The organism is Streptomyces sp. NPDC002276 (assembly GCF_053891435.1).
On sequence record NZ_JBSFCQ010000003.1, the window covers coordinates 221,383 to 246,269 of the forward strand.

Sequence of the window (24,887 nt, forward strand, 5' to 3'; positions counted from 1 at the left end):
CATACGTTTACGCAAAGGCTTGCGCAAGCGTTTACGCACACGCTTACGCAGACGTTTGCGCGCTACAACTCCCCGTCCCCGTCCCGCAGTTCCGTCACCCGCTCCAGCAGGATCGCCTCCCAGGTGCGCAGCAGTTGGGCTCTCAGGAGGGGGAGAGGACCGCTGTCGCGGCTCTTGAGGTGGTCGGCGAGGCGGACGACCGTGTCGCAGCGGGCGAGCCAGAGGCCGCGCAGGCAGGGGCGGGCGCCGTAGCCGGCGAGGGTGGCGGCGCGCACGGCGGCGGGGGCGCCGACCGCTAGCGCGAGCCCCGCGATGTCCTCCGCGGGGTCGCCGAGCGCCACGTCGGTCCAGTCCAGGACACCGCGCACCCGGCCGTCGGCGCTCACCACGAGGTGCTCGCCCTTGAGGTCGTGGTGGACGAGGACCGCGGTGGCGGACTGCGCGGCGAGCTGGACCGCGCCGGGCTGGGTGAGCTGGTGGAGTCGTGCGGCGTCGAACTCGTCGGCGGCGGCCAGCCGTTCGGCCGCCCGCTCGGCGGCGCGGCGCAGGGCCTCCAGGGAGCGCGGGGCTGTGCGCGGGACGCCGAGCGCGTCGGCCTGCCGGACGGGCACCTCGCGCAGCCCGGTGAGCAGCCCGGCCAGGTCGGCCTCGCCGACGGCGGAAACGTCCTGGTCCTCCCCGGACCGGCCGGGCACCTTCGTGTCCAGCGTGTAGCCGAGCCCGGGCGCCCACTCGCCGTGCGCCACGCTCGTCGGAACGGCGACGGGCAGGTACGGCCGTACGAGGTCGCGCAGACGCAGTTCGCGGCGCTGCCGCAGGGTGGCCTCGCGGTCGGGGGCGAGGCGCAGTACATGGCGGGTGCCGACCCACCACGTGGAGTGCTCGCCGCCCTCGGCGACGGGCCGTACCTCGGGTCCGGTGCTGTCGGCCGCACTGTCCTTGAGCAGGGAACGGACCAGTTGTCGGACGGTGTCCGCGGTGGGTGTCGGTGCCTGGGTCATGGTCGCGCCGTCGCCGTTCGGGGTGTCGGGGCTCCTGGTCGTCGTCAGTCCACCAGGGCCATTTCGCGGGCCGTGTTGTTGAGCCGTCGACCGCCGTCCTCGGTCACCGTGACGATGTCCTCGATGCGCACCCCGAAGCGGCCGGGCAGATAGATCCCGGGCTCCACGGAGAAGCACATCCCGGGCACGAGGGGCTGTTCCTCGCCCTCGATCATGTACGGCGGCTCGTGCGTGGTGACGCCGATGCCGTGGCCGGTGCGGTGGATGAAGTACGGGCCGTACCCGGCGTCGTCGATGACCGCGCGGGCGGCCCGGTCGACCTCCTGGCAGGCGACTCCGGGACGCACCGCGCGGAAGCCGGCCTCCTGGGCCTCGCGGACGAGGTCGTGGACGCGCTGTTCCTCGTCGTCGGGTTCGCCGACGTGGACCGTGCGCGAGGTGTCGGAGCCGTAGCCGTCCCTGAGGCCGCCGAAGTCGAGGACGATCATGTCGCCCCGCTGGATGACGCGGTCGCCCACCTCGTGGTGCGGGTTGGCGCCGTTGGGGCCCGAGGCGACGATCGTGAAGTCGACCTGGGAGTGCCCGAACTGCCGCAGCAGATCGGCCAGATCGGCACCGACGTCGGACTCGCGGCGGCCGGCGAAGGGAACCTTCCGGATCTCCTCGTACGTTGCGTCCGCAGCCGCTCCGGCGGCTGCCATGAGCCGCAGTTCCGCCGCGTCCTTCACCGCGCGCAGCATCGGCAGCGCGTCGGTGAGGGAGGCGTAGGTGGTGTCGGGCAGCGTCCTTTGGAGTGCCAGCAGATGCATCGCCCAGGCGTTGTCGCTGATGCCGAAGCGGCCGGTCGCGTCGAGCAGCGCGGCGGTGGCCGCGTAGGGGTCCTTGCCGTCGGTCCAGTCACGCAGGGTGAGGGCGTCGGCTCCGGGGGCCTTGGCGGCGTCGGGGGCCTCCAGGGTGGGGACGACGAGGACCGGGGAGCGTCCGGGGGCCAGGACGAGGACGGTGAGCCGTTCGGTGATCGCGGTGGGCGCGTAACCGGTGAGCCACACCAGGTCCGGGCCCGGAGCGACCAGCAGCCCCCCGAGACCGGCGTCGGCGGCGGCCCGCGCGGCGCGGTCCATGCGGGCCCGGTAGTCGGCGGCGGTGAAGGGCGCGGACGTGCTACCGGTCATTCAGGCCTCCGGGAACGGGCGAAAGGTGGCTACGGGCAGCATCCTGCCCGCACCCGGAGGCCCACGCGAGCCGATCGGCGGGAACGACGCGCTTCCGGTCCGCGCGCTCCGTGGCTCGCCGCGCGTCAGACGACGAAGCCGGGGACCACGGTGAACTGCTGGAAGCCGCCGCTGCGGTGGCGCACCGTGACGGTGACCTCCTTCCCCGGGTGGGCGCGGGCCACGGCATGCGCGAGGTCGGGCGCCGAGTCGATCCGGGCACCGCCGAACGTGAGCAGTACGTCACCGCGGACCAGGCCCGCCGTGTACCCGGGGCCGGGCAGGTGGACGCCGACGATCAGGGCGCCGGTCTGCTCGGCGTCCACGGCCTCCACGCCGAGCGTCGCGGTGGCCGATGCGGCGGACGTGGGCGACACGGGCGGCGACATCGGGCTCCCGGCGGACGCGGACCGGCTGGCCGGGGTGCCCGGGGTGGCCGTCCGCGCCGGTTGCCGGGCGGCCTGGCGCTGCATGTCGGCGAGTTTGCTCATGCCGATCACCGTGGCGCCGACCGTGCCGAGCCCGATCCCCGAGAGCACCAGGACGGTCCCGACGAACACGCTGAACAGCAGGGTGATGAGCCGTCGGCCGCGGCGCCGCGCGGCGTGCGGGCGCCGGGTGGTGCCGGGCTTGGTGCCGTCGCCGGGCTCCTGGCCGGGCATCGGTTTGGGACGCAACGCGGTCTGTTCCATGGATCGCCTCCGGCAGATGCTCTACCCGGCGCACCGGCGCCCGACATGCCACGAACGAGTGAGACTGACCGAGGGTCAGGGGCGGGAAGCCGGTCCTGCGCGCGGCACGCGCGCGCGTGGTGCCTCTCCCCCGTGGCCCGGGCTCATTGTCAGTGCCGCCTGTTACGTTCTGTGACATGACCGATCACGCCCTGCGGCTGCTCCGACAGCACGCCCATCTGGCCGAACTGGCCGCGTTCCCCTTCGACTTCGACCTGGACCGGACGGACCACGTCGAGGAGGTCCGGCTGGCCTCGGGCGCCCCGCTGCGGCCGGTGGCCGGTGACGGCGCGGGCGGTACGTACTTCGTGTGCGCGGACGGTTCCGTGCTGTACGCCGACTCGGAGGGCTCGGCCGGGATCATCGGCTCCAGTGTCGACGAGGCGCTGGAGCTCGTGATCGGTCTGCCGGGCTGGCGCGACCATCTGGACCTGTCCCCGTCCGACGGCCCGGAGAAGATCCTCGCGGCAGTCACGGAGACTGAGGACGAGTTCCGCGAGGACTACGGTCTCGACGAGGCGCGGCCCGAACTCCGCGCCGCTCTGGGCCTGTCCGAGCGTTCCCCGGTCGAGCTGATCGGCATGCTGCACGCGGCCCTGCTGCGCACGGAGCCCGACTTCCTGCTCCTGAACGAGGAGGAGGGCGGCGCCTACGCGCTCCTCGACCGGCATCCGCGCCCCCCGCTGTGGGAGCCGGTGCTCGCCCAGGGGCGGGCGGATCTGGCGGCGCTGCGCGCGGGCGACCGTACGGTGTGGGACACGGTGGCCGAGGATCCCGTACGGCGTCGACTCGCCCTGCGGGCCGCGCAGTTCGACCGCGCGGACGGCGATCTGGAGCTGCTGCGGCACCTGCTGCGGCGCGAGACGGAGTCGTCGATGACGGACGAACTGCGGCTCGCCGCCGTGCTGGTGGGGCTGCGCGGGCACATCGAGGACCTGCCGTTGCTGGACGAGGTGCGGGAGACGGACTTCGACACCGCGTGCGGGCTGAGCGAGATTCCGAGGCCGGGCGCGGACGGAGCAGCCTTCCAGGAGTGGGCCCGGGAGCTGGACGAGTCGCTCTTCGGTACGGATCCCGCGGACGAACCCCCGTCCACCTGGACCGAGTTGGCGGCCGACCAGGGGCTGACCGAGTTGGCCCGTGTCGCCCTGATCCGTCGGCTGGACGAGATCGAGATGGACCAGAGCCTGCTGCGGCGACCGGGCGCGCCTAAGGCGCTGAACCCGTCTCCCCTGCACGGACTGGCCTACGAGTTCGAGCAGTTGGGCGACCGCGTCCAGGCGCTGCGCGCCCAGCGCCTCTACGCCGCCTTCCAGCAGACGGCGTGGGACCGCGTCTCGGCCTTGCTGACACAGGCACGTCTGGAGCGTGAGACGGGTGAACTCACCGGGGCGGAGCGGACGTTGGCAGCCCTCCGAGACATCCTGGCCACTCCGGCCGACGGCTCCCTGAGGCACTGGCAGGGCGTCAACCTCGGCTGGTTCATTGCTAGGGAGCACTACACCCTGACCCGAGTTCTGGCCGACGCGGACCTCCCGGAAGAGGCCCGCGCGACCCTGGCCGCCGCCGACGCGATACTCGGCGAGCTCTCGGACGCCGCTGCCACGGCCGTACGGAAGCTCGCCGAGGAAGTGACCGAGCGGGTCCGGGACCTCAGCTGAAGGGCATCGCCGGTACCCGGTCCGGGAGGAAGCCGTGTGAACGGCGGGCCAGATAGGTGGACTTGTAGCGGTCGACCTCGCGGTGCCAGTTCAGGATGCCCGCCATCCAGTGCTGGAGGTCGGTCACATAGCCCCGCATGATCTCGCGTGCCTCGTCCGAGAGGTCGAAGTCGTCGTAGACGACGGGCAGTTCGTTCGCGGCGACGTGCTCGAACTGGCGCATGCGCTGGGTCATCAGGTCGTGGACGACGCCGAGCGCGGTCGGGTAGTCGATGCCGAAGAAGTTCTGGACGACAAGGATGGCGTTGTGGACCTCACCCTCGTACTCGATCTCCTTCTGGTAGGAAAAGACGTCGTTGATGAGACAGCCGTAGTCGATGGCCGCGTTCTCCAGGGCGCGGACCGGGCCGGTGCGGTAGACCTCGGGCGGGACCTTCGGGCCGTGGCCCATGCGGCACATGCTGAGGGTGAGGTCGGAGCCGAAGGTGGCGCGGCGCATCTCCAGGTAGTCGACCGGGTCGGGGATGCGGTGCTGGATCTGGTTGGACAGCTCCCAGACCCAGCTCTCGGTCATCGTGTTGATCGAGTCCTTCAGGGTGTGCCGGTCGTCCACGGGCATCTCGGCGGTGGTGAGGGCCCAGAGGTCGATGAGTCCGCGTTCCATGCCGTTGACGGGGATCAGGGTCGCCGGTCCCTCGACGGGCATGCAGTCGGAGAGGCGGGCGGTGGTGACGCGGGCGGCGGCGAGGTCGCCGCGGACGCCGTAGACGAGGGGGTAGTAGTCGTCGCCGTAGGTGCCCCAGGCGAGCCAGCGCGAGCTGAGGTCGAGGGCCTCCTCGGTGGCGTCCGGGTCGATGCCGGCCGCGCAGAGCGGGAGGTCGGCGGCGGCGAGTTTCTCCTCGTCCCAGACGCCCTCCTCCAGCATGCCGACGGAGTGCGTCCAGTCGACGAGGCGGTGCCGGGCGCCGTCGAGGTGCGGGCTGAGTTCGACCTGGAACGGCATGTAGAAGTCGGGGAGTTGGGAGGGCCCGACCTTCTGGAAGGGGATGTGGGTGTAGGCGCGCAGCCGTTCGGCGCCGGCCGAGGCGAGCAGGGCGCCGATGTCGGCGGCGGAGGTGCCGAGGCCGGTCGGCCCGTTCAACGACGAGTTGTCGAGGGCGCCTTCGTTCATGTAGCGGCTGGAGCGCAGATGCCACTCGTGGCCGCCGGACTGCCAGTCCTGCAACCCCTGGGTGTAGGCGGCGACCGCGCGGACCTCGTCCGGGGTGAGTCCGTTCTCCAGGGCCACGGCGGGCACTTCGGTGAACGCGGTGTGCTCGAACTGGTGGAGCCGGGAGGTGAGGACGTCGTTGACGGTGTCGGCGGCCTCCTGGGTGGTGCAGCCGAAGAAGGTCTCCAGGACGAGCACGCCGTTGCTGTTCTCCCCCTCCTCCTCGACCTCCCGCTGGTAGGAGAAGAGGTCGTTGCGCAGATGGACGCCGTCGGAGAAGGTCTCCATCAGCACCCGCAGCGGCCTCGATCCGGCGACGGACACGGGCACTTCGGCGGTCGCGTACTCCACGAGCCCCGCCGACCAGGGCGCGCCACCCACCTTGCGGCGCATCTCGATGTACTCGACGGGGTTGGCGATGCGCCCCTCGTTGATGTTGGACAGCTCCCACAGGGACTCGTTGAGGAGGTGCTCGGTGGCGACGGCGAAGCGGCGGCGCCAGTCGACGGACATCGACGGCACCGTGCGCGCCCACAGGTCGGCGAGCCCCGCCTCGACCGGATTCTCCGGCTCCGGTACGGGAGTTGTGAGGTCCAGCGGCATGAAGAGCGGGAGCCGGTCCAGGTAGGCCTTGCCGCCGGCGCGGTCCTGGCTGCGTTTGAAGATCTCCAGGAAGTGGTCGTCGAAGAAGAACACCCACACGTACCAGTCGGTGATCAGCGACAGGGCGGGCCCGTCGCAGTCGGGGTGGGTGTAGGCGCAGAGCAGGCCGTAGTCGTGCGCGTCGAGGTCGGCCTGCTCCCAGATCCCGGAGCCCTCCAGCATGCCCATCTCGCGTGCCCACGCGGAGGAGTGGGCGCGGGCCTCGTCCAGATGCGGGTTGAGGCGCGCGGGATACGGCATGTAGAAGTGCGGGAGTTCGAACGGCTGGGTCATGGCCGGGCCCTACCCGCGCCCCTCAACGGCCATCCCGGGCAGGGGACATGATCACACCATCGCGTGAATCGAGGGTGAACCCATGAGTTTCGCCCGCATCTTGTGGCGTTCACTTCTACGCGCGCAGACTACGGGGGTTCACGTGTCCCCTCCCTCACCGGAGTCCCGATGAACCACTCCAGCCCTTTCTCCCGCCGCACCGCGCTCGCGTCCCTGGCCGGAGCCGCGCTGGCCGGTACCGCCGCTTTCCCCGCGTCGGCGTCCGGGCGGTACGGGTCCGGGCGGACCGTGCGGTTCGCCACGTTCAACGCCTCGCTGAACCGTGCCACGCAGGGTGCGCTGGTCACCGACCTGTCGACGCCCGACAACGCCCAGGCGCGCAATGTCGCCGAGACGATCCAGCGGGTGAACCCGGACATCCTGCTGATCAACGAGTTCGACTATGTCGAGGGCGGCGCGGCGGTCCGGCTGTTCCTCGGCAACTACCTGTCCCGGGGCCACAACGGCGCCCGCCCGATCCACTTCCCGCACCACTTCACCGGCCCGGTGAACACGGGCGTCCCCTCGGGCGTCGACCTCGACGGCAAGAACGGCGTGGTGACGACGCCGGGTTCGGACGCCTACGGGCAGGACTCGTTCGGCTACGGCTTCTTCCCGGGGCAGTACGGCATGGTCGTCCTCTCCAAGTTCCCGATCGACACCCGCGCGGTGCGCACCTTCCAGCATTTCCTCTGGAAGGACATGCCGGGCAACGTGATCCCGCCGGGCTACTACAGCGACGCGGCCCGCGCGATCTTGCGGCTCTCCTCGAAGAGCCACTGGGATGTGCCGGTCCGCCTCGGTCACGAGACCGTGCACTTCCTGGTCTCGCATCCGACGCCGCCCACCTTCGACGGCCCGGAGGACCGCAACGGCCGCCGCAACCACGACGAGATCCGGCTGTGGGCGGACTACATCGGCGGTCACGCGCGCAGTGCCTATCTCTACGACGACCAGGGCGTCCGGGGCGGGCTGCGGCCCGGCGCGCGGTTCGTGATCGCGGGCGACCAGAACGCGGATCCGTACGACGGCGACAGCTACGACCACGCCGTACGGCAGTTCCTCGACCACCCGGCGATCAACCTGCCCGCGAAGCCGCCCGCCAGCGCGGGCGGGGTCGAGGCGGCGAAGCTCCAGGGCGGCGCGAACGTCGGCCAGATCGGCAACCCGGCCTACGACACGGGCGACTTCAGCGACACGGCCCCCGGCAATCTGCGGGTGGACCACGTCCTGCCGTCCAAGGGCCTGGTCCCGGGCCGCAACGGCGTGTTCTGGCCGACCTCCGACGACCCGCTGTACCGCCTGGTCGGCGACGGCACCACGGTCGTCACCTCGGACCACCGGATGGTGTGGCAGGACGTACGGCTGGGCTAGGACTGTCCGGACAGGTGCGGGACGACTTCCTCGCCGACCCACGCGAGCGCGTCCGGCAGGGCCTCCGTGGACACCGGCAGCCACAGGGACGCGGAGACCAGCCCGGCGTCGGCCAGCCGGCCCAGTTCGTCCCGGACACTCTCGGCGCTCGCGTCGGATCCGCCCAGCGGGCGTCCCGGTACCTTCACTGCGGGCGCGAACCCGGGCGGTACGAGGAACAGCCCTGCTGTCAGGGCGAGTTCACCGGGATCGCGTCCCGCTTCCCCGCCGAGCGCGTCGAGCCGCGCCCGCACCTCGGTGAGCCCCTCGGCGTCGACCCCGGAGCCGTGCCAGGCGTCGCCGAAGCGCAGCGCCCGGCGCAGTGCCGCGTCGCTCTGTCCACCGATCCACACCCCGGGTCCGCCCTCGGTGCGGGGCAGCACCCCGAGCCGCGCCGGGCCCTCGCCGCGCCACAACTGCCGTACGACGGCGAGCTGTTCGTCGGTCCGGCGGCCCCGCCCCGCGAACGGGACGCCGACGGCCGCGTACTCCTCGGCGTCCCAGCCGGTGCCGACGCCGAGCGTGAAGCGGCCCTTTGAGAGACGGTCGAGGGTGGCGGACTGGTGGGCCAGGATCAGCGGGTTGTAGAGCGGCAGAACCAGCACGCTGGTGACCAGCCCGATCCGTCGTGTCGCCCCGGCCACGGCCGACAGCAGGATCAGCGGGTCCGGGGTCACGCCTGTCGCACCGGCCACCGCGTGGCCGCTCGCGAAGACATGGTCGAACCCCAACTCCTCGGCTCTGACGGCGACTTGAAGGACCGCGTCCACCTCCTCGTCCCGGTCGGGCCACAGGCGGTGCGGTGCCACTCCGATACGCATCTCGGTCATACTCCCCTCGTGCGACGACAACGTCCGACAGAAACGTCAGTGCCCGACCTGACTACACCCGAACCTGGACCAGCGCATGCGTGCCGCCCGTGCGCCAGCGCTGCTCCTCCGCCGCGATCAGCGCGGCCTCCGTGTCGGCGTCGAGGCCGGTGATCACATCGGACTTGAGGGTGCGCAGGGCGGCGACCGGGCCCGGGAAGCAGGAGGTGACGTCCGCGAAGGGTGTGGTCGGGGCCCAGCGGCGATCGCCCACCAGGCGGCGGTAGTTGAGGTCGCCCTTCACGATCGTCAGGGTGGCCGCGGCGAACTCGGCGCGGAGGTCGGCGGGCATCTCGGCGTACGGCAACGGGGCGCAGGAGAAGGCGTGGGCGCGCACGGTGAGGCGGCCGTCCGCCATGGCCGACCAGAGGCGGCGGCCGTATGTCGCCGCCGCGCCCGGGGCACGGGTCAGCCGGTGCACGGCGTCGACCACGTCGGCGGTGGTGGCGTCGGAGACGTAGTACGGGTGCGGCTTGATGTGCAGGACCGCCCGTTCGACGCGCCCCTGGTCGAGGAGGTGGGCGATCAGCAGCAGGTCGGGGATGAGTTCGCGGCCAGCGTTGTCGGCGACGAGGCACAGGGTGCCGGAGAGGAGCGACCACAACCGGTCGCTGTCGTCGGCGACCAGGGCCGGGACGGGGGCCCGCGAGGCCGATTCCGCTCCGGCGGCGGAGAGGCGGAAGCCGAGGTCCGCGCGGTTGCCCCAGAGGGAGCCGTGCAGCAGCGCCTGCCCGCGCTCCGTCGGCGACTTGTCCTCCAGCGCGTCGAGGGCGGCGAGTTCCTGGTCCGTCTCGGGAGCGTCGAGTTCGGCGCGTTTGAAGGGGCGGAACGGGTCGATGCCCTGCCAGGCGCCGGGGCCGAAGTAGCCGACGGCGCCCAGGAGTTGGCGGTAGAAGTAGCTCTCGGACCAGAGCCAGGGGACGTCGTACCAGGACTGTCCGGCGTACTCGTCGGTGCCCCAGGCGGCCCACTGGGCGTGGTCGGGGGCGTCGGCGGGGAGGGGCTGGACCATGCCCTCGGCGCAGTTCTTCAGCAGGGCGTCGAGGGCGCGGTGCTGTGCGGGGCCGTAGGGGAAGGCGTCGCGTACCTGCTGGATGATCGCGGGGTGCCGTTCGGCCAGCACACTGTGGGGGAACGAGCCGGGCTCGTTGCCGAGGATCACGGGCGCGGCGGGGGTTTCGGGCATGCGGCTCACCGTACCGGGCGGGTCAGCCGGCGCCGATCTCCCGCTCCAGTCGCGCGGCGAGGCCGAGATAGCGGGCGCGGCGCGGGACGGGGACCACGCCGCGGATCACCAGGTGCCACATCTCGGCGGTTCTGCGGGGCTGGAGCGCAACCGGTTCCAGGGCGCGCCCGATGACGCGGATACCGACGAAGAGGCCGATGAGGGTGCGGGCGACGGCGTCCACGTCGATGTCGGGGTGCGCGTCGGCCTCCGCGACCGCTCCGGCGAGTTTGCGGGCGGCGATGTCGAGCCACTCCGTGAAGGGGTGCGGCATCGGGGGCCGTACCTCGATCTCCCCTGCGGCGAGCCGGAGTCCGGCCCGTGGGATGGGGCCCTCGACGGCCAGCCGGGTCATGCCGAAAGTGACACGTATCAGTGTCTCCAGTGAGGAGTAGCCCCGGCTGTCCATGTCCTTGGTCATCTGGCGCGAGGCCCTGACCTGCATCTCCAGGATGGTGTGCGCGAGGTCTTCCTTGGCCGGGAAGTGGAAGTACAGGGCGCCCTTGGTGACTTGGGCGTGGTCGACGATGTCGCTGAGGCTGGTGGACTCATAGCCCCGCCGGTCGAACAGCTCGGCGGCGGCCGTGATGATCGTTGTGCGGGTCTGTTCGGCCCGTAGCTGCCTCACCATCGACTGAAACACTCCCGTGAAGGAAAAAACAACGGCTCGTGCCGTTTTTTCTTACCCTCTGCACACAGTATCTCACCGTCCGACGTCATGGACCTTGCCCTCGGAGACCACCAACACCCCTTACATTCCCATCACTTGCGCCTCTCTGTCACCCACACCCCGACTCTTGACCACTTTCGGTATCTGTGGCACGTGTCAGCGACCGTTCTCGGCCATACGGACGACCGGCCGCCCCGGGGAGGCGCCCGCGGGGGCGCGCCTCTCCTTACGGGTCGGCCGGTCGGTTTCTGTGCGTGAGCTGTGGAATCAGAAGGTGAGCCGCCAACTGTTGAGGGTTCCGGTGTCCTGGGCGGCGGTGTCCTGGACCCGCAGTTTCCAGGTGCCGTTGGCGGTCTCGCCGGAGGCGTCCACGGTGTAGGTGGTCTTGACGTCGTCGGCGGAGTCCGAGGTGCTCGCGGACTTCAGGCGGTACGTCGAGCCGTCCGGTGCGACCAGGTCGAGGACGAGGTCGCCGCGGTAGGTGTGGGTGATGTCGACGCCGACCTGGAGGGCCGAAGGCGCGTTGCCGGTACGGCCGTTGACGGCGATCGGGGACTCGACGGCCGAGCCCGCGTCGGGGATCGCGACGGCGGTGGTGCTGGAGAACGTGGTCCCCGTCGTCGTACCGCCGTCGCCGCTCACGGCCTGCACGGTCTTGGCCGCGTCGGCGAGTCCCGCACCGCAGCCGCCGGAGCAACTGCCGGGCAGGGCACGGGCGTTGGTCTTGATGGCCGACTCGATCTGGGCCGGGGTGAGCGCGGAGTTCGCCGACTTCATGAGCGCGACCAGGCCCGCGATGTGCGGGGTGGCCATGCTCGTGCCCTGGTAGTAGGCGTACGACTCGGTGGACGGCGTCTTGGTGCCGGAGTTCAGCGTGGAGTAGATGCCGTTGGCGGTGCCGGTGCTGGTCTGGCCGCCGGGGGCCGAAATGTCCACGCCGGAGCCGTAGTTGGAGTAGGAGGCCTTGGCACCCGCACGGTTGGTGGCGGCCACCGAGATGACGTTCGCGCAGTTGCCGGGCGAGTGGTTGGCGACGTTGTCGTTGTCGTTGCCCGCCGCCACGACGACCGTGGTGCCGCGGTTCACGGCGGCGGTGATCGCGCTCTGGGTGGCCGAGGTGCAGGCGCCGTCGCCACCCAGGCTCATGTTGATGACCTTGGCGACATTGCCGTTGGCGGGGACGCCGGAGACGGTGCCGCCGGAGGCCCAGGTGATGGCGTCGATGATGTCGGAGTCGTAGCCGCCGCACTTGCCGAGGACGCGCAGCGGGGAGATCTTCGCGCCGTAGGCGATGCCCGCGATGCCCTTGTTGTTGTTGGTGACGGCGGCGATGGTGCCGGCCACATGGGTGCCGTGCCAGGAGGAGTTGCTCGCCCCGATGCCCGTGCCGCACTCGTTGGCCGCGTAGTAGTCGCCGGGGTCGGCCGGGTTGCTGTCGCGGCCGTCGCCGTCGACCGATACGGCGGTGTCGGTGATGAAGTCGTAGCCGGCGACGATGTTCGCGGCGAGGTCGGAGTGGGTGACGTAGCCGGTGTCGATGACGGCGACGGTGACCCCGCTGCCGGTCGAAGTCGGCCACGCGGCGGGGACGTTCATGCCGGCGGTGGACTCGAAGAGGTCCCACTGCTTGCCGTACTCGGTGTCGTTCGGGTCGGCCTGCGGGGTGTTCAGCCGGTCCGGTACGACGTAGGCGACCTGCGGGTCGGACTTGAACTCGGCGATGACGTCGGCGACTTCGGTGGTGCTCTTGGCGTCGCCGAGGCCGACGAGGGCGGCGCCGGTGCCGAGGCGGCGCTGGAAGTCGACGTCCTCGCCGGTCTCCTCGCCCTTGGCGGTGGCGTCGGCTTCGGCGGCCCGGTTCGAACTCGCCTCCTCGGCACCGGACTTGTAGCCGACGATGAGGCGCTGGGCGAGGGCGCCGGGGGCGGCCTCGGTCTGGCCCGGCAGGGCAGGCGCGGCGGCCTGGGCGGTGGGTTCCTGGGCGACGGCGGCCGAGGTGGCCACCGTGGCGAGGAGGGCCGCGGAGACCGCGGCGACGGATATCAGGGTCCGTCCGGCGGGAAATGCCGTGGGAGTGCGCAAGGGCTTGCCTTTCGTGGCCGGACTCCGCGCAGGGCGGAGCCACGGTCGATTCGCTTCGTCGTCGAAGCGGCGGGGGGTCGATCCGAAGAGCGCCGGACGCGGGCAGCCGCCTCACCAGGGGTTGCCTGTGGGTCAGCTGTGGCCAAACGATAGGCAAAGAGAAGGTCATGCGGATACGGGGGAAACCCTCGATCGGTCCGGAAACCGCCCTCGACATCGGCCGGTTGACCGATGTGCCCCGGTTCACGGCGGTGGGGCGGACCGAGCGCGTGGGCGGGAGGGCCGTAGGGGCGGGCTGAACGCGGGGGGTCCGAGGGCCGTATGACACGGACAGACCGTTCCCGCCCCGGCCGAGGAGACGTTCCGGATGTCCCGGATGACCGCACATCGCACCGCCATGGCGGGCGCCGCCCTGGCCCCGCTGCTGCTCACCGTCTGGGCGGCGGGTCCGGCGCAGGCGCACGGGGCGCCGACGTATCCGGTCAGCCGGGTGTACGCCTGCTCGCCGGACGGCGGCAGCGCGGCCCGGACGGCGGCCTGCAAGGCGGCCGTGGCCGCGAACGGACAGCCCTTCACCTTCTGGGACAACATCCGGGTCCCGGACGTCAACGGGCGGGACCGGCAGCTGATCCCCGACGGGAAGCTGTGCAGCGGCGGCCTGTCCGACTACAAGGGGCTCGACCTCGCCCGTAGCGACTTTCCGTCGACGCGGCTGACCCCGGGCGCGAAGCTGACGATGACGTACGCGTCGACGATCGCGCACACCGGCACGTTCAAGTTGTATCTGACGAAGGCCGGTTACGACCCGTCGAAGCCGCTCACCTGGTCCGAGCTGCCGACGCAGCCGTTCGCCGAGGTGAAGGACCCGCCGCTGACGGGTGGCGCGTACCGCATCAAGGCGACGCTGCCGACGGGCCGGACGGGGCGCCAACTGATCTACACGATCTGGCAGAACAGCAGCACCGAGGACACGTACTACTCGTGCTCGGACGTGGTGTTCCCCGGGGGTGCCACTCCTTCGCCGAAGTCCACTACGGGGACGGCCGGTTCGAAGGACAAGACGGCGACTCCGTCGGCGTCCGCGTCCAAGTCCCCTACGGCAGCGCGTACTTCGGCCGAGGCCACGGCGTCCGCCGCGGCGCAGAAGGCCTCCCCCGCCGAGGAGACCACCGCGCCGGGCAGCAGTCCGGTGGCGTCCGACGTCGACGCCTCTTCGGGCGGCCCTTCGGCGCCCATGCTGGCGGGCGGCGCCGCCGCGGTGCTGGTGCTCACCGGGGGCGCCGCCCTGGCCCTGCGACTGCGCCGACGCTGAACTCGGCGCGAACAGGCCCTGTTTACTTACTAGTTGGTGTAGACCGCCGCGCCGTTGTCCGTCACCGGGGCGTACTTCGCGGTGAAGTAGCCCGCGCTGAAGCACAGGGACGAGCCGGAGGTCTTGGTGAAGGCCTGGCTGGTGAAGTTGATGCTGGTGTCGGTGTTGCTCGCCGTGCCGCTCAGGCTGGGGGCCTGGTAGACACAGGTGATGCTGCCCAGCAGGGTGGTCAGCTTGACCGTGGTCTGGATGGTGGAGCCGCTGGCCGGGGTGACGGTCAGGGTGCCGTCCGAGACGGCCGCGGTGCTGTACGGCAGGTTGTCGACGGTGATGCTGGAGACGCCGAGGACGCCCAGGACGTTGCTCGTGCAGCTGCTGCTGCTGAAGGTCTGCCCGGAGACGGACTCGGTGGCGGTGCCCGGCGCGGTCGGGTTGTCGGTGACGGTCGCGGTGAACTGCGACGAGGTGCACTTGATGCCGCTGGTACCGGTCGCGCTGGAGTACAGGGTGGCGCTGGTGCCGGAGGCCAGGGGCGCGGTCAGCACATCGCCGACGGCGACGGCCGTACCGCCGAGGCTGCCGGTGGTGAGCACGGGGGTGTCGGCCGCCGAGGCGGGGACGGTGAAGGGGAGGGTGAGCGCGGCGACGGAGCCAACGAGGGTGAGGACGGTGCGAGTGCGCATGCGGGTGTACCTCTTCTTCGAGATGGAGGGTCGAACCGGGGGGTTCTTTGGGGGGTGGGGGAACTGGGGGGTCTTCCGAGGGTTGGCAACTGGGGCTTGGGGCGCGCGAGTTGGCCGTCGCCGGTCCGTGACGCCTTCTCCGTACGCAACGGGCCGGCGACGGCGGCCGGCCGGGGACCGGCCGGAGGCCCACGGGGGTTGAAGGCTTCCGGCCGGGCCGGGCGGTGGGGCGGACGGCACGGACCAGGGGGGAAGCGGCCGTGCCGGGCCGCGGGGGTGCGGACTCTGGGGCAGTGAAGTGCCCCTGTGGAAAGGGAAGTCCGGGAACGCGGCTCCTGCCACGTGCCGGATCCGGCGCCACGGATCCGGCAAACAAGGGAGAGTTGTAGACCTGAGTGTCCGTCAACGTCAAGACATGCAAGTCAAGTTGGTGCGTTGTTGGGCGTGCGGTGCCGGGCTCCACGAGATCGCTGGCAGGCCTTGCCTCACAGGTGGCACATCATCAACACTCTTTTTCCACAACTCCCTTGACCCTCGAATGTAACCCCCGGTAACTTCCTCGACGGCTACTGCTGCGTAACCTGAAAGCCCTTGCACCCACCGGGAGTTGTGAGGACGGCTGCGCCGCACTCGCTGTCCGCGCCAGGACAACGCGCCACATTGCATACCGACTCGCGTTGACTAGAGCAGCACATGGGAGCAGACATGGCTTCACCCTCGGACGCCAACTCGTCCGCAGGCAACACCCCCGAGAACCCGGAAACCGGTTCCGCACCTGAGACCGCCGAGGTTCCCGAAAGACGCGGTCAGGTCCGACTGCGTCGCGCCGCGGTGATGGCGGTGCCGGCCACCCTGGCCTTCGCGGCCCTCGGGATACTCACCGCCCAGGGCGCCCTGGGGGTGCAGTTCTCCATCTCGGGCATGCCGTTCACGGTCACCGCCAAGTCGCTCGACGGCACCGGCTTCGAGCAGTTCGGCGGCCTCGACAACATGATCCCGGACAGCCCGAACGCGGGAGACACCGGCGGCCAGGTGCTGGTCATGACCTCCGCCATCAAGAACGCCACGCTCGACAGCCTGTGCCAGAGCGTCGACCTGGGCGGGATCAACCTGCTGATCAAGGCGGGCAGCGGCTCGACGAAGGTGACGGCGACCAACCTGACGACCGACTCGACCGAGCTGTCGGGTGACGCGTCCTTCGGCAACATCGAGATCGGCAACGACGCCAGCACGCTCACCAAGGCGGGCGTCCAGGGCAACAAGGGCGTCTTCAGCCAGCAGTCCGACACCGTGCACATCGACAACCTGCGGCAGACCAACTACTCCACCACAGCGGGTGTGTTCAAGCTGCCGGGCCTCAAGCTCAGCTTCAGCGACTCGGGTTGCTGATGTCCGACAACCTGTCACGGCAGGGGACGCGGCCCGCCTTCAGAAGTTGGCGGGCCCGTCGTCCGTTCTGGGGCGGGCTGTTGCTCGCCCTGGGCGGGGCGGAGATCCTGCTCACGGAGAAGGTGTCGCTGAAGGTCGCGATGCACTTCGGGATGCAGGGCGTCACCGGCTACCTGCTCCCCGTGGTGATGCTCCTGTGCGGACTGCTGATCCTCTTCAGCCCGGGCCAGCGACTGTTCTACTCGATCGTCGGGATCCTGTGCACCCTGGGCAGCTGGCTCACCTCGAACCTCGGCGGCTTCTTCATCGGGCTGCTGCTGGGCATCGCGGGCAGCTGCATGACGTTCGGCTGGCTGCCGGACCAGGAACCGCGGTCGGAGCGCAGGCGCCGCAAGCGCGAGGCGAAGGCGGCCACGAAGACGGAACTCCAGCACCAGGCCTGAACCTCAAGGCCCTGAAGGCGTCACGCCCCGGCAATCACCACCGCCGGGGCTCGACGCATGTCCGCCGTGCCGTCAGTGCGCGGTCGCGGGCGGCTCGGTGCTGGTGGCCGCCGGGGACTCGGTGGAGGTGTGCACGGCGGTCGGTTCCACGGGGACCGACTCCGCCACGTTGCTCTCCTCCTTCATGGCCTTCGCCTCGCTCTTGAGGATGCGCATGGACTTGCCCAGCCCCCGCGCGGCCTCCGGCAGCTTCTTCGAGCCGAACAGCAGGATGACCATGATCGCCACGACCAGCAGGTGCCACGGTTCCAGTCCGTTGCGAAGCATGAGCGCGCCCTCTCTTCCCTGACAACAGTTGCTATGTTGCGCAACTGTACAACCCACGAGTGGATCGCAGACCCCTCAGGGCCAGGGCGTACAGACCGAGCACGGCCGCGAGCAGCAGGTAGTAGGGCAGCGCGAGCCCCGTCATGCCGAGCGCCGCGCCCAGCGGAGTCGGCGGCAGCAGCAGTCCCACGGCGGCCAGGACGGCCGCGGCCCGCCCCACCGGCCCCGGTCCGCCGCCCTCCGCGAGGCTCCGGCCGGTCCGCAGGAGCAGCATCACCAGGGCCTGGGTGAGCAGGTTCTCGGTGAACCAGGCCGAGTGGAACAGCACCTCGTCGTCCACGGCGTCGGGGCCGCGCAGCGCGAGCGCGAGCACCGCGAAGGTGGCGAGGTCGGCGACCGCGTTGAGCACCCCGAACCCGGTGATGAACCGCAGGAACGCCCGGGGCCGCAGCTCGGTGGGCCGGCGCAGCGCGGCGGCGCCCGGCCGGTCGTGGGCGAAGGCGAGTTGGGCCAGGTCGAAGCAGAGGTTCTGGGCGAGCACCTGGGCCGGGAGCATCGGCAGGAACGGCAGCAGCAGACCGGCGGCGAGCATCGCGATGACGTTGCCGAGGTTCGAGGAGAACGTGACCCGCAGATACGAGGCGATGTTCGCGCTGCTGTGCCGCCCGGCCGTGACCGCGTGCCGGATCGCGGTGAGGTCCTTCCCGGCGAGCACCACGTCGGCGGCCTCGCGGGCCACGTCGACGGCGGCCCGGGGCGCGATCCCCACGTCGGCGGCGCGCAGCGCGGGCACGTCGTTGAGGCCGTCGCCGAGGAAGCCGACGGTGTGTCCGGCCGCGCGGAGGGCGGCGACCGCGCGGGCCTTGTCCTGAGGGGTGCAGCGGGCGGAGACCCGCACCTGCCCGGGGTCGAGGCCCAGTTCCCGGCACACCCGGGCCGCCGTAGCGGGATGGTCGCCGGTGAGGATGCGCACGCCGATGCCCAGGTCGGCCAGGGCGCGCAGGGCCTCCGGTGCGGCCGGGTCGATGGCGTCGTGGAAGGTGATCAGGCCCCGGAAGGTCAGGCCCCGTTCGTCGGCGGGGGTGTACGCGCGCGTGCGGGCCGGGAGTTCGGCGGTGGCGACCGCCAGCAGCCGCAGCCCGGACTCGGCCTCGCGGGTGGCGAGGGCGAGCAGCCGGTCCCGTTCGCCGTCCTCCAGGAGACACCGTTCGACGACGTCCTCGACCGCGCCCTTGACGATGAGGGTGTGGGTGCCGAGGGCGTCGCCGCGCACCACCGCCGAGGCGAGCCGCCGCACCGGGTCGAAGGGCACGGCCGCGATCCCGTCGTGCTCCTCCCCCACCGGCCCGGCCGCCGCCAGCAGTGCCTCGTCGAGGGCGTCCGGGACGGGTGCGTCGGCGAGTTGGAGGGTCCACCAGGCGGCGGTGGCGGCCCGGTTCAGGACGTCCGGGTCGTCGCGGCCGTCCGGGCCGAGGGCGCGTTCCACGACCGGGCGGTCCTGGGTGAGGGTGCCGGTCTTGTCGAGGCAGAGCACGTCCACGGCGCCCAGGTCGTGCAGGGCGGGGAGCCGTCTGACGACGACGCCGTGCGTACGGGCGAGCAGCGCGGCCCCGCGCGCGAGGCAGGTCGTCACGATCACCGGAAGCATCTCGGGGGTCAGTCCGACGGCCACCGCGACGGCGAACGGCAGCGTCTCCAGACCTCGGCCGCGCAGCGCCGCGTTGGCCATCAGGACCAGCGGGGGCGTCAGCAGCATGAACCGGATCAGCACCCAGGAGACGCCGTGCACGGAGCGGTCGAAGGCGCTCGGCCCGCGTCGCACCGGCTCTTCGTGCGCGGCGGCGAACCGGGTCCGCGCGCCCGTCTCCAGGACGACCGCCGTGGCACTGCCCGAGACGACCCCGCTGCCCTGGAAACACAGGTGCGGCTGGGCGAACGGCCCCTCGTCGGCCGCGCCGGGCAGTTCGACGGCGGCCTTGGCGACCGGCGCGGACTCCCCGGTGAGCGCGGCCTGGTGCACGGTCAGCCCGCTCGCGCGCAGGAGTCGTAGATCCGCCGGGACGAGGTCGCCGGGGCCGAGCCGGACCACGTCGCCGGGGACCAGTTCGGCGACCGGTATCTCCCGGGCCCGCACCGGCGCCCCGGCGTCCGCGCGGCGCAGCACGCAGGCGGTCGAGGCGACCAGTTCGCGCAGGTCGTGCAGGGAGCGGTCGGCCCGGTGCTCGCCGCCGGCCCGCAGCACACAGCTGACCGCGACGAGCGCGAGGATCACGGCGGCGGTGCCCCAGGACGCGACGAGCGCGGAGACCAGGCCGAGGCAGAGCAGGACGGCGGTGAAGGGGTCGCGCAGGCCGCGCAGGAACAGGCGGTGCCAGGGTGTCGTACGGCGTTCAGGGAGGGTGTTCTCGCCGGTCGCCGCGAGCCGGGCGGCGGCCTCCGGGTCGGTCAGTCCGCGCGGGCCGGTGTCGAGGTGCCGTAGCGCCTGGAGCGGGGTGTGCCGGTGCGCGGCGGCTTCAGAGGCCACGGAGTCGGGGGGCGGGCACATCGCGGTCGGTGCGGTCGGTGCGGCGGGCGAGGGCGAGCCGGACCACGTCGACCACGTCCGGGTCGTCGACGAAGTACACCTGGCGGCGGCCCTCGCGGCGGGAGCGGACCAGGCCGGCGAGTTTCAGTTTGGTGAGGTGCTGGCTGACGGCGGGCAGCGCGCCGCCGACCCGCTCCGCGAGCCCGGTGACATCGCTCTCGCCCTGGGACAGCGCCCACACGATGTGCAGCCGCGCGGGCGAGGCCAGGAGGCCGAAGGCCGCGGCGGCCTCCGCGAGCACGTCGGCGGACGGGTCCTCGAAGCCGCGGCCGGCTGTCTGCACCGTCGTCGCCTCCCGCCCTGGCCGTTGCTTTCGTACGAACCGCCCCAGTCTAGGGGGCCGGAACTTCTCCCCGATCCGGGGAGTTTCCACGGTGTCGCAGACACGGATTTGTATACGCCTGACTACACACATGGAGTGCGCATGGCCCTGTGGGACCGTTTCAAGGAGTCCGCGTCGACGATGCAGACCCAGCTCGTGGCGAAGAAGAACGACCTGAAGAGCGGGGCGTTCCGCGACGCGAGCATGGCGATGTGCGCGCTCGTGGCGGCTGCCGACGGGACCGTCGATCCCTCGGAGCGGCAGCGCGTCGCCCAGCTCATCGCGAGCAACGAGGTGTTGCAGAACTTCGACGCGATGGACCTCCAGCGCCGTTTCGACGCCAACCTGGACAAGCTGACGGCCGACTTCGCCTTCGGCAAGGTCAGCGTGTTGCAGGAGATCGCCAAGGCGAAGAAGAAGCCCGCCGAGGCGCGGGCCGTGATCCAGATCGGCATCGTGATCGGCGGCGCGGACGGCGACTTCGACAAGACCGAGCAGGCCGTGGTTCGCGAGGCCTGCTTCACCCTGGACCTGCCGCCGCACGAGTTCGACCTCTGACCGACGTCAGGGGGACATGACCGGGAACCGGCCGGGGTACCGAGGCAGCCACGCCTTGGTACCCCGGCCGGACGCGTCCCCGGGAAACTCGCCCCCGGTGGCCTCCAGAACGGCGAAGTCCCGCACCAGCAGCCCGAGTTGCCGACGAAACCGACCGTCTCTCCATACGTAACCTCCCCAACCCCCTTACGACGTCGAGATGATCACAATGCGGCAGCAACAACTCACTACGGGTCGCCGCTCACTTGACTACCAGCGGTCACACACGATTGGCTCCGGCCCAGCGGGAGTCACCCGGTCGGCGCACCTCATACGGCTCCGGGCGCACTCTCCCCGTCCCCGAGCTCGGCCGCACAGCGAGGTGCCGCACCCCCCATGACCACTCCTCCCTCACCTCACGCCCCCTTCCGTCGCATTCACGGCACGGCGCTGACCGGCGCCGTCGCCGTCTGTCTGCTGCTCGCCGGCTGCTCCGGGACCGGTGGTTCCGGGTCCGGTTCGGGCACGGGCGCGGCCGGTGCCGCGGGCACCGGCCACCTCAAGATCGCCATGGTCACCCACGCGAGCAAGGGCGACGCCTTCTGGGTGCTGGTGAAGAAGGGGGCCGAGGCGGCCGCCGCCAAGGACGGCGTCGAGCTGACGTACACGAGCGACCCGGACGCCACCGGGCAGGCCGAGTTGGTGCGGGACGCGATCCGGGACGGGGTCGACGGCATCGCGCTGACGCTCGCCAAGCCGGACGCGATGAAGGCGCCGATCGCCCAGGCCAAGGCCTCGGACATTCCCGTGGTCGGCCTCAACTCCGGTATCGACTCCTGGCAGTCGGACGGTGTGCTGGAGTTCTTCGGGCAGGACGAGAGCGTCGCGGGCCGCGCCATCGGCGAGAAGCTGGACTCCCTCCAGGCCAAGCACGCCCTGTGCGTGATCCACGAGCGGGGCAATGTCGCCCTGGAGGCGCGCTGCGCGGGCGTGAAGAAGGCGTTCACCGGCGAGACCGACATGCTGTATGTGGACGGCACCGACATGAACGCCGTGTCCGCGGGTGTCACGGAACGGCTCAAGCAGGACCCCAGCATCGACGAAGTGGTCATGCTGGGCGCCGACTTCGCGCTGTCGGCGGTCAAGTCCGTGAAGGCGGCGGGCAGTAAGGCCAAGGTCGCGACCTTCGACCTCAACCAGGACCTGGTCAAGGCCGTGCGGAGCGGGGCCGTACAGTTCGCGGTCGATCAACAACCGTATCTACAGGGCTATCTGGCCGTGGACTCGTTGTGGCTGTACAAGACCAACGGCAACATCAGTGGCGGCGGGGTGGCTCCCGTGCTCACCGGCCCGGCGTTCGTGACGAAGACGAACGTCGGCGCGGTCGCGAAGTTCGCGGCCAACGGAACGCGCTGACCGGACACTTCGTACGAGGATGTAGCGAGGACGACCACGATGTCTCCACGGACAGGTGCCCGGCGCCGCGTCGGTTCCATACGTCTTTCCCTGATCCTGCTCGCCCTGGTCCCCAGCGTCACGCTGGCCGCGATGTGGGGCGTGACGACGACCCAGATGTTCGCGGAGGGGCTACGGCTGCGCTCGCAGACCGAGTTGAGCATGTCGACCGGCGCCATGGGCACCGAGGCCGCGCTCGCGCTTCAGCAGGAGCGCAGTCTGTCGGCGGCCTGGCTGGCCTCGCCGCACGGCTCCCGGGCCGCGCTGGACGCGCAGCGGGTCAAGACGGACAAGGCGGTGGCCGAGCTCGTGGGCCAGTCCGGCGCGATCAAGAAGGCGCCGACCCGCATCAGGGACCGGATGTACTCGGTCGTCGCGTCGGTGGACAGCCTGGAGTACTACCGCGACCAGGTGGACAAGCCCTCCGACATCACGGCCCAGCAGGTCCTGGACCACTACACCTCGATCATCAACGACCAGATGCAGGCGTTCCAGGCACTGTCCCAGGTCGACGACGGCGACCTCACCTCGCAGGCCGGACCGCTCATCACGCTGGAGCGCGGCGCCGAGATGGTCTCCGTGGAGGACGCGCAGCTGACGCTGGCCTGGCCCTCCGGACATCTCGACGACAACACGTGGGAGGCGTTCGCGGAGCAGGTGCACGCCCGGCGCTGGCTGGTCGAGAACCAGATCGTCGGCATGTTCACCGGCAGCGCGAAGACACAGGTCGAGCGGGTCCTGCTGAGTTCGCAGTGGAAGACCCTGGAGACGGTCGAGAACAAGGTGCTCGCGGCCGGCACCACGAGCGGCGGCCCGGACGGCCTGGTCGCCCTGCCGAACCTGCAGAAGGAGTGGAACGCCGCGCTGACGGAGGTCGGCGACCAGTACACGGTCATGATCAGGCAGCAGACGGCCGGGCTCCTCGACCGCAGTTACGACAAGGCGCACAGCCTGCTCGTCACCGCCGCGGTGCTGAGCGCGGGCGGACTCGCCGCCCTGCTGCTGTGCGTCGGCATGTCCTGGCGGATCACCCGCTCGCTGTCCCGGCGGCTGCGCGGTCTGAAGATGGCCACGCTGAGCCTGGCGGAGGACCGACTGCCGGACGTGGTCGCCCGGTTGAACCGGGGCGAGAAGATCGACGTGGAGTCGGCGACCCCGTCGCTGGACTACGGCGGCGACGAACTCGGCCAGGTGGCACAGGCGTTCAACGCCGCGCAGCGCACCGCCGTGCACACCGCGATCGAACTCGCCGACACCCGGCGGGGGTTCCAGAAGGTCATCCTCGGCATCGCCCGGCAGAGCCAGAACCTGGTCAACCTCCAGCTCACCAAGCTCGACCAGCTGGAACGCCGGCACGACGACCCCGAGGTGCTGCGCGGCCTGTACGAACTGGACTCCACGGCAAGCCAGTTGCGCCGCTACGAGGAGAACCTCGTCGTCATCAGCGGTGAGCAGCCGCGCCGCAGCTGGACCGAGCCGGTCGCGCTGATCGACATCCTGCGCAGTGCCGTCGGTGAAGTCGCCGAGTACCAGCGGGTGGAGGTGCACACCGAGGAGGAGGTGTGCCTCGCGCCGCCCGCGGTCGCCGACGTGATCCACCTGCTGGCCGAGCTGATCGACAACGCGACGGTGTACTCCCCCGCGCCCAGCCCGGTCGGTGTGCGGGCCGCGATGGTCGCCAGGGGTCTGGTGATCGAGGTCGAGGACCGCGGCCTCGGCATGTCCGAGGACGACTACGCCTCGCTCAACCAACAGCTCGCGGTCCCCCCGCAGTTCGACGTGGTCGCGCTCGCCGACGACCTGCGGCTGGGCATGTTCGTGATCGCCCGGCTCGCCACCCGGCACGGCATCGCGGTGACGCTGCGCTCCTCGCCGTACGGCGGCACCACCGCGATCGTGCTGATCCCGCACGAGATCGTCGTACCCGAGCCGTTGGACGATCCGGCGCCGGTCGCCGCGAAGCGCGCCGACGAGGCCGTCACGGTGGAGCGGGTCCCTGCCGAGAAGGCGGCCGAGATAGCGGGCCCCACGCCCAGGGCGCTGCCCGCCATTCCCCCGGCCCGGTCTGCCGAGCCCCCGGTGACCGCCGATCTCGGTGGGTTGGCCCCGTTGCCACGGCGGGTGCCGCAGACCAGTCTGGCAAGTGAGTTGCGGGAGGAGGCAGGACCGGCCGAGGAGGACGGTGAACTGGAAGACTTCACCGCGGAACGTGCGGCTTCCTCGCTGGCCGGGTTCCAGCGCGGCACGTTCCAGGCGCGCGACTCCATCGACGACGACGCGCCGTCGCAGTACGACCGGGAGGAAGCAGCCGCCTCCTCGAATCCGCCCGCCGACCGCTCATGAAGGACTCCGCCATGACACGTCCCGTGCCCGCCACGCACACCCAACTCGACCAGTTGCTCACCGGACTCGTGGACCGGGTGGCCGAGGTGAACCAGGCCGTCGTGCTGTCCGAGGACGGCCTCGTCGTCAGCAAGTCCACCGGGTTCCTGCGCGACGACGCCGAGCGGCTCGCGGCCACCGCTTCCGGGCTGATGAGCCTCAGCAAGGGGGTCAGCATGGACTTCCGGGGCGGTCCGGTGCGCCAGGCGCTGATCGAGATGGCGAACAGCTATCTGATCCTCACCTCGGCGGGCCCCGGCGCCCATCTGGTCGTGCTGACCGGTCCGGGCGCGGACGTCGGGGTCGTGGCGTACCAGATGAACATGCTGGTGAAGAAGATAGGCGAGCATCTCAGCGCCGCGCCGCGGGCCAACGTCGGCCCCGCGGCCGGCTCCGGCGAGTGAG

At 71.1% G+C, this 24,887-nt stretch carries 21 protein-coding genes; 9 read left to right on the forward strand and 12 right to left on the reverse strand.

Annotation, left to right across the window (positions count from 1 at the left end):
* Positions 1–62: 62 nt before the first annotated feature.
* The 3 genes from ACWIHT_RS10090 to ACWIHT_RS10100 all read right to left on the reverse strand — a co-directional run bounded on the left by ACWIHT_RS10090 (position 63) and on the right by ACWIHT_RS10100 (position 2,904).
* Positions 63–1,001 carry a phosphotransferase family protein gene (locus ACWIHT_RS10090; RefSeq protein ID WP_456166386.1) on the reverse strand — a complete coding sequence of 313 codons (939 nt, stop codon included), beginning with the start codon at positions 999–1,001 and terminating at the stop codon, positions 63–65.
* 44 nt (positions 1,002–1,045) lie between these two features.
* Positions 1,046–2,173 carry an aminopeptidase P family protein gene (locus tag ACWIHT_RS10095; RefSeq protein ID WP_456166388.1) on the reverse strand — a complete coding sequence of 376 codons (1,128 nt, stop codon included), beginning with the start codon at positions 2,171–2,173 and terminating at the stop codon, positions 1,046–1,048.
* A 125-nt stretch (positions 2,174–2,298) separates the two neighbouring features.
* Entirely contained in the window at positions 2,299–2,904 is a 606-nt protein-coding gene (locus ACWIHT_RS10100) for a PDZ domain-containing protein (protein ID WP_456166390.1), read from the reverse strand.
* A 176-nt stretch (positions 2,905–3,080) separates the two neighbouring features.
* Between ACWIHT_RS10100 and ACWIHT_RS10105 the strand changes: the two genes are divergently transcribed.
* Positions 3,081–4,604 (forward strand): hypothetical protein, encoded by a 1,524-nt coding sequence (locus ACWIHT_RS10105; protein ID WP_456166392.1) that lies wholly within the window; start codon positions 3,081–3,083, stop codon positions 4,602–4,604.
* Here ACWIHT_RS10105 and cyc2 read toward each other — a convergent pair.
* A complete protein-coding gene (cyc2, locus tag ACWIHT_RS10110; protein ID WP_456166394.1) occupies positions 4,597–6,750 on the reverse strand; it encodes a germacradienol/geosmin synthase Cyc2 in 2,154 nt (717 codons plus the stop codon). The genes ACWIHT_RS10105 and cyc2 overlap by 8 nt on opposite strands.
* Before the next feature lie 168 nt (positions 6,751–6,918).
* On the opposite strand from cyc2, the gene ACWIHT_RS10115 reads away from it, so the two are divergent.
* Entirely contained in the window at positions 6,919–8,163 is a 1,245-nt protein-coding gene (locus tag ACWIHT_RS10115; RefSeq protein ID WP_456166396.1) for an endonuclease/exonuclease/phosphatase family protein, read from the forward strand.
* On the opposite strand, the gene ACWIHT_RS10120 is transcribed toward ACWIHT_RS10115, so the two are convergent.
* From ACWIHT_RS10120 to ACWIHT_RS10135, 4 genes are all read right to left on the reverse strand, one after another.
* A complete protein-coding gene (locus ACWIHT_RS10120) occupies positions 8,160–9,032 on the reverse strand; it encodes a TIGR03619 family F420-dependent LLM class oxidoreductase (RefSeq protein WP_456166398.1) in 873 nt (290 codons plus the stop codon). The genes ACWIHT_RS10115 and ACWIHT_RS10120 overlap by 4 nt on opposite strands.
* 52 nt (positions 9,033–9,084) lie before the next feature.
* On the reverse strand, positions 9,085–10,257 hold the full coding sequence (locus tag ACWIHT_RS10125; protein WP_456166400.1) for a damage-control phosphatase ARMT1 family protein: 1,173 nt from the start codon (positions 10,255–10,257) through the stop codon (positions 9,085–9,087).
* 22 nt (positions 10,258–10,279) lie between these two features.
* The gene (locus tag ACWIHT_RS10130; protein WP_456166402.1) at positions 10,280–10,927 is read right to left on the reverse strand and encodes a ScbR family autoregulator-binding transcription factor; all 648 of its coding nucleotides are present in this window, start codon (positions 10,925–10,927) and stop codon (positions 10,280–10,282) included.
* A gap of 306 nt (positions 10,928–11,233) precedes the next feature.
* The gene (locus ACWIHT_RS10135; protein WP_456166404.1) at positions 11,234–13,048 is read right to left on the reverse strand and encodes a S8 family peptidase; all 1,815 of its coding nucleotides are present in this window, start codon (positions 13,046–13,048) and stop codon (positions 11,234–11,236) included.
* 367 nt (positions 13,049–13,415) lie between these two features.
* Between ACWIHT_RS10135 and ACWIHT_RS10140 the strand changes: the two genes are divergently transcribed.
* A complete protein-coding gene (locus ACWIHT_RS10140) occupies positions 13,416–14,360 on the forward strand; it encodes a lytic polysaccharide monooxygenase auxiliary activity family 9 protein (protein WP_456166406.1) in 945 nt (314 codons plus the stop codon).
* A gap of 29 nt (positions 14,361–14,389) precedes the next feature.
* Here the strand turns inward: ACWIHT_RS10140 and ACWIHT_RS10145 are convergent, their stop codons facing one another.
* On the reverse strand, positions 14,390–15,043 hold the full coding sequence (locus tag ACWIHT_RS10145; protein ID WP_456166408.1) for a Tat pathway signal sequence domain protein: 654 nt from the start codon (positions 15,041–15,043) through the stop codon (positions 14,390–14,392).
* Between the two features lie 705 nt (positions 15,044–15,748).
* Here ACWIHT_RS10145 and ACWIHT_RS10150 point away from each other — a divergent pair.
* Together ACWIHT_RS10150 and ACWIHT_RS10155 are read left to right on the forward strand one after the other, a co-directional pair.
* Positions 15,749–16,432: a DUF6230 family protein gene (locus ACWIHT_RS10150; protein ID WP_456166410.1), complete on the forward strand. Its 684-nt coding sequence runs from the start codon at positions 15,749–15,751 to the stop codon at positions 16,430–16,432.
* Entirely contained in the window at positions 16,432–16,875 is a 444-nt protein-coding gene (locus tag ACWIHT_RS10155) for a DUF6114 domain-containing protein (protein WP_456166412.1), read from the forward strand. The genes ACWIHT_RS10150 and ACWIHT_RS10155 overlap by 1 nt, the downstream gene beginning before the upstream one ends.
* A gap of 72 nt (positions 16,876–16,947) precedes the next feature.
* On the opposite strand, the gene tatA is transcribed toward ACWIHT_RS10155, so the two are convergent.
* The 3 genes from tatA to ACWIHT_RS10170 are packed head-to-tail and all read right to left on the reverse strand — an operon-like array spanning position 16,948 to position 20,069.
* Positions 16,948–17,202 carry a Sec-independent protein translocase subunit TatA gene (gene tatA / locus ACWIHT_RS10160; RefSeq protein WP_362974375.1) on the reverse strand — a complete coding sequence of 85 codons (255 nt, stop codon included), beginning with the start codon at positions 17,200–17,202 and terminating at the stop codon, positions 16,948–16,950.
* 31 nt (positions 17,203–17,233) lie between these two features.
* Positions 17,234–19,747 carry an HAD-IC family P-type ATPase gene (locus ACWIHT_RS10165; RefSeq protein WP_456166414.1) on the reverse strand — a complete coding sequence of 838 codons (2,514 nt, stop codon included), beginning with the start codon at positions 19,745–19,747 and terminating at the stop codon, positions 17,234–17,236.
* Positions 19,716–20,069: an ArsR/SmtB family transcription factor gene (locus ACWIHT_RS10170; protein WP_456166416.1), complete on the reverse strand. Its 354-nt coding sequence runs from the start codon at positions 20,067–20,069 to the stop codon at positions 19,716–19,718. Before ACWIHT_RS10170 ends, ACWIHT_RS10165 begins: the two co-directional genes overlap by 32 nt.
* 141 nt (positions 20,070–20,210) lie before the next feature.
* Here ACWIHT_RS10170 and ACWIHT_RS10175 point away from each other — a divergent pair, with 141 nt between their 5' ends.
* The 4 genes from ACWIHT_RS10175 (at position 20,211) to ACWIHT_RS10190 (ending at position 24,886) form a co-directional block, all read left to right on the forward strand.
* On the forward strand, positions 20,211–20,666 hold the full coding sequence (locus tag ACWIHT_RS10175) for a tellurite resistance TerB family protein (RefSeq protein ID WP_019071429.1): 456 nt from the start codon (positions 20,211–20,213) through the stop codon (positions 20,664–20,666).
* 375 nt (positions 20,667–21,041) lie between these two features.
* On the forward strand, positions 21,042–22,061 hold the full coding sequence (locus tag ACWIHT_RS10180; protein ID WP_456166418.1) for a substrate-binding domain-containing protein: 1,020 nt from the start codon (positions 21,042–21,044) through the stop codon (positions 22,059–22,061).
* A gap of 39 nt (positions 22,062–22,100) precedes the next feature.
* Positions 22,101–24,443: a sensor histidine kinase gene (locus tag ACWIHT_RS10185; RefSeq protein ID WP_456166420.1), complete on the forward strand. Its 2,343-nt coding sequence runs from the start codon at positions 22,101–22,103 to the stop codon at positions 24,441–24,443.
* An 11-nt stretch (positions 24,444–24,454) separates the two neighbouring features.
* Positions 24,455–24,886, forward strand: coding sequence for a roadblock/LC7 domain-containing protein (locus tag ACWIHT_RS10190; RefSeq protein WP_019071426.1), 432 nt, complete (start codon positions 24,455–24,457; stop codon positions 24,884–24,886).
* Position 24,887 lies beyond the last annotated feature (1 nt).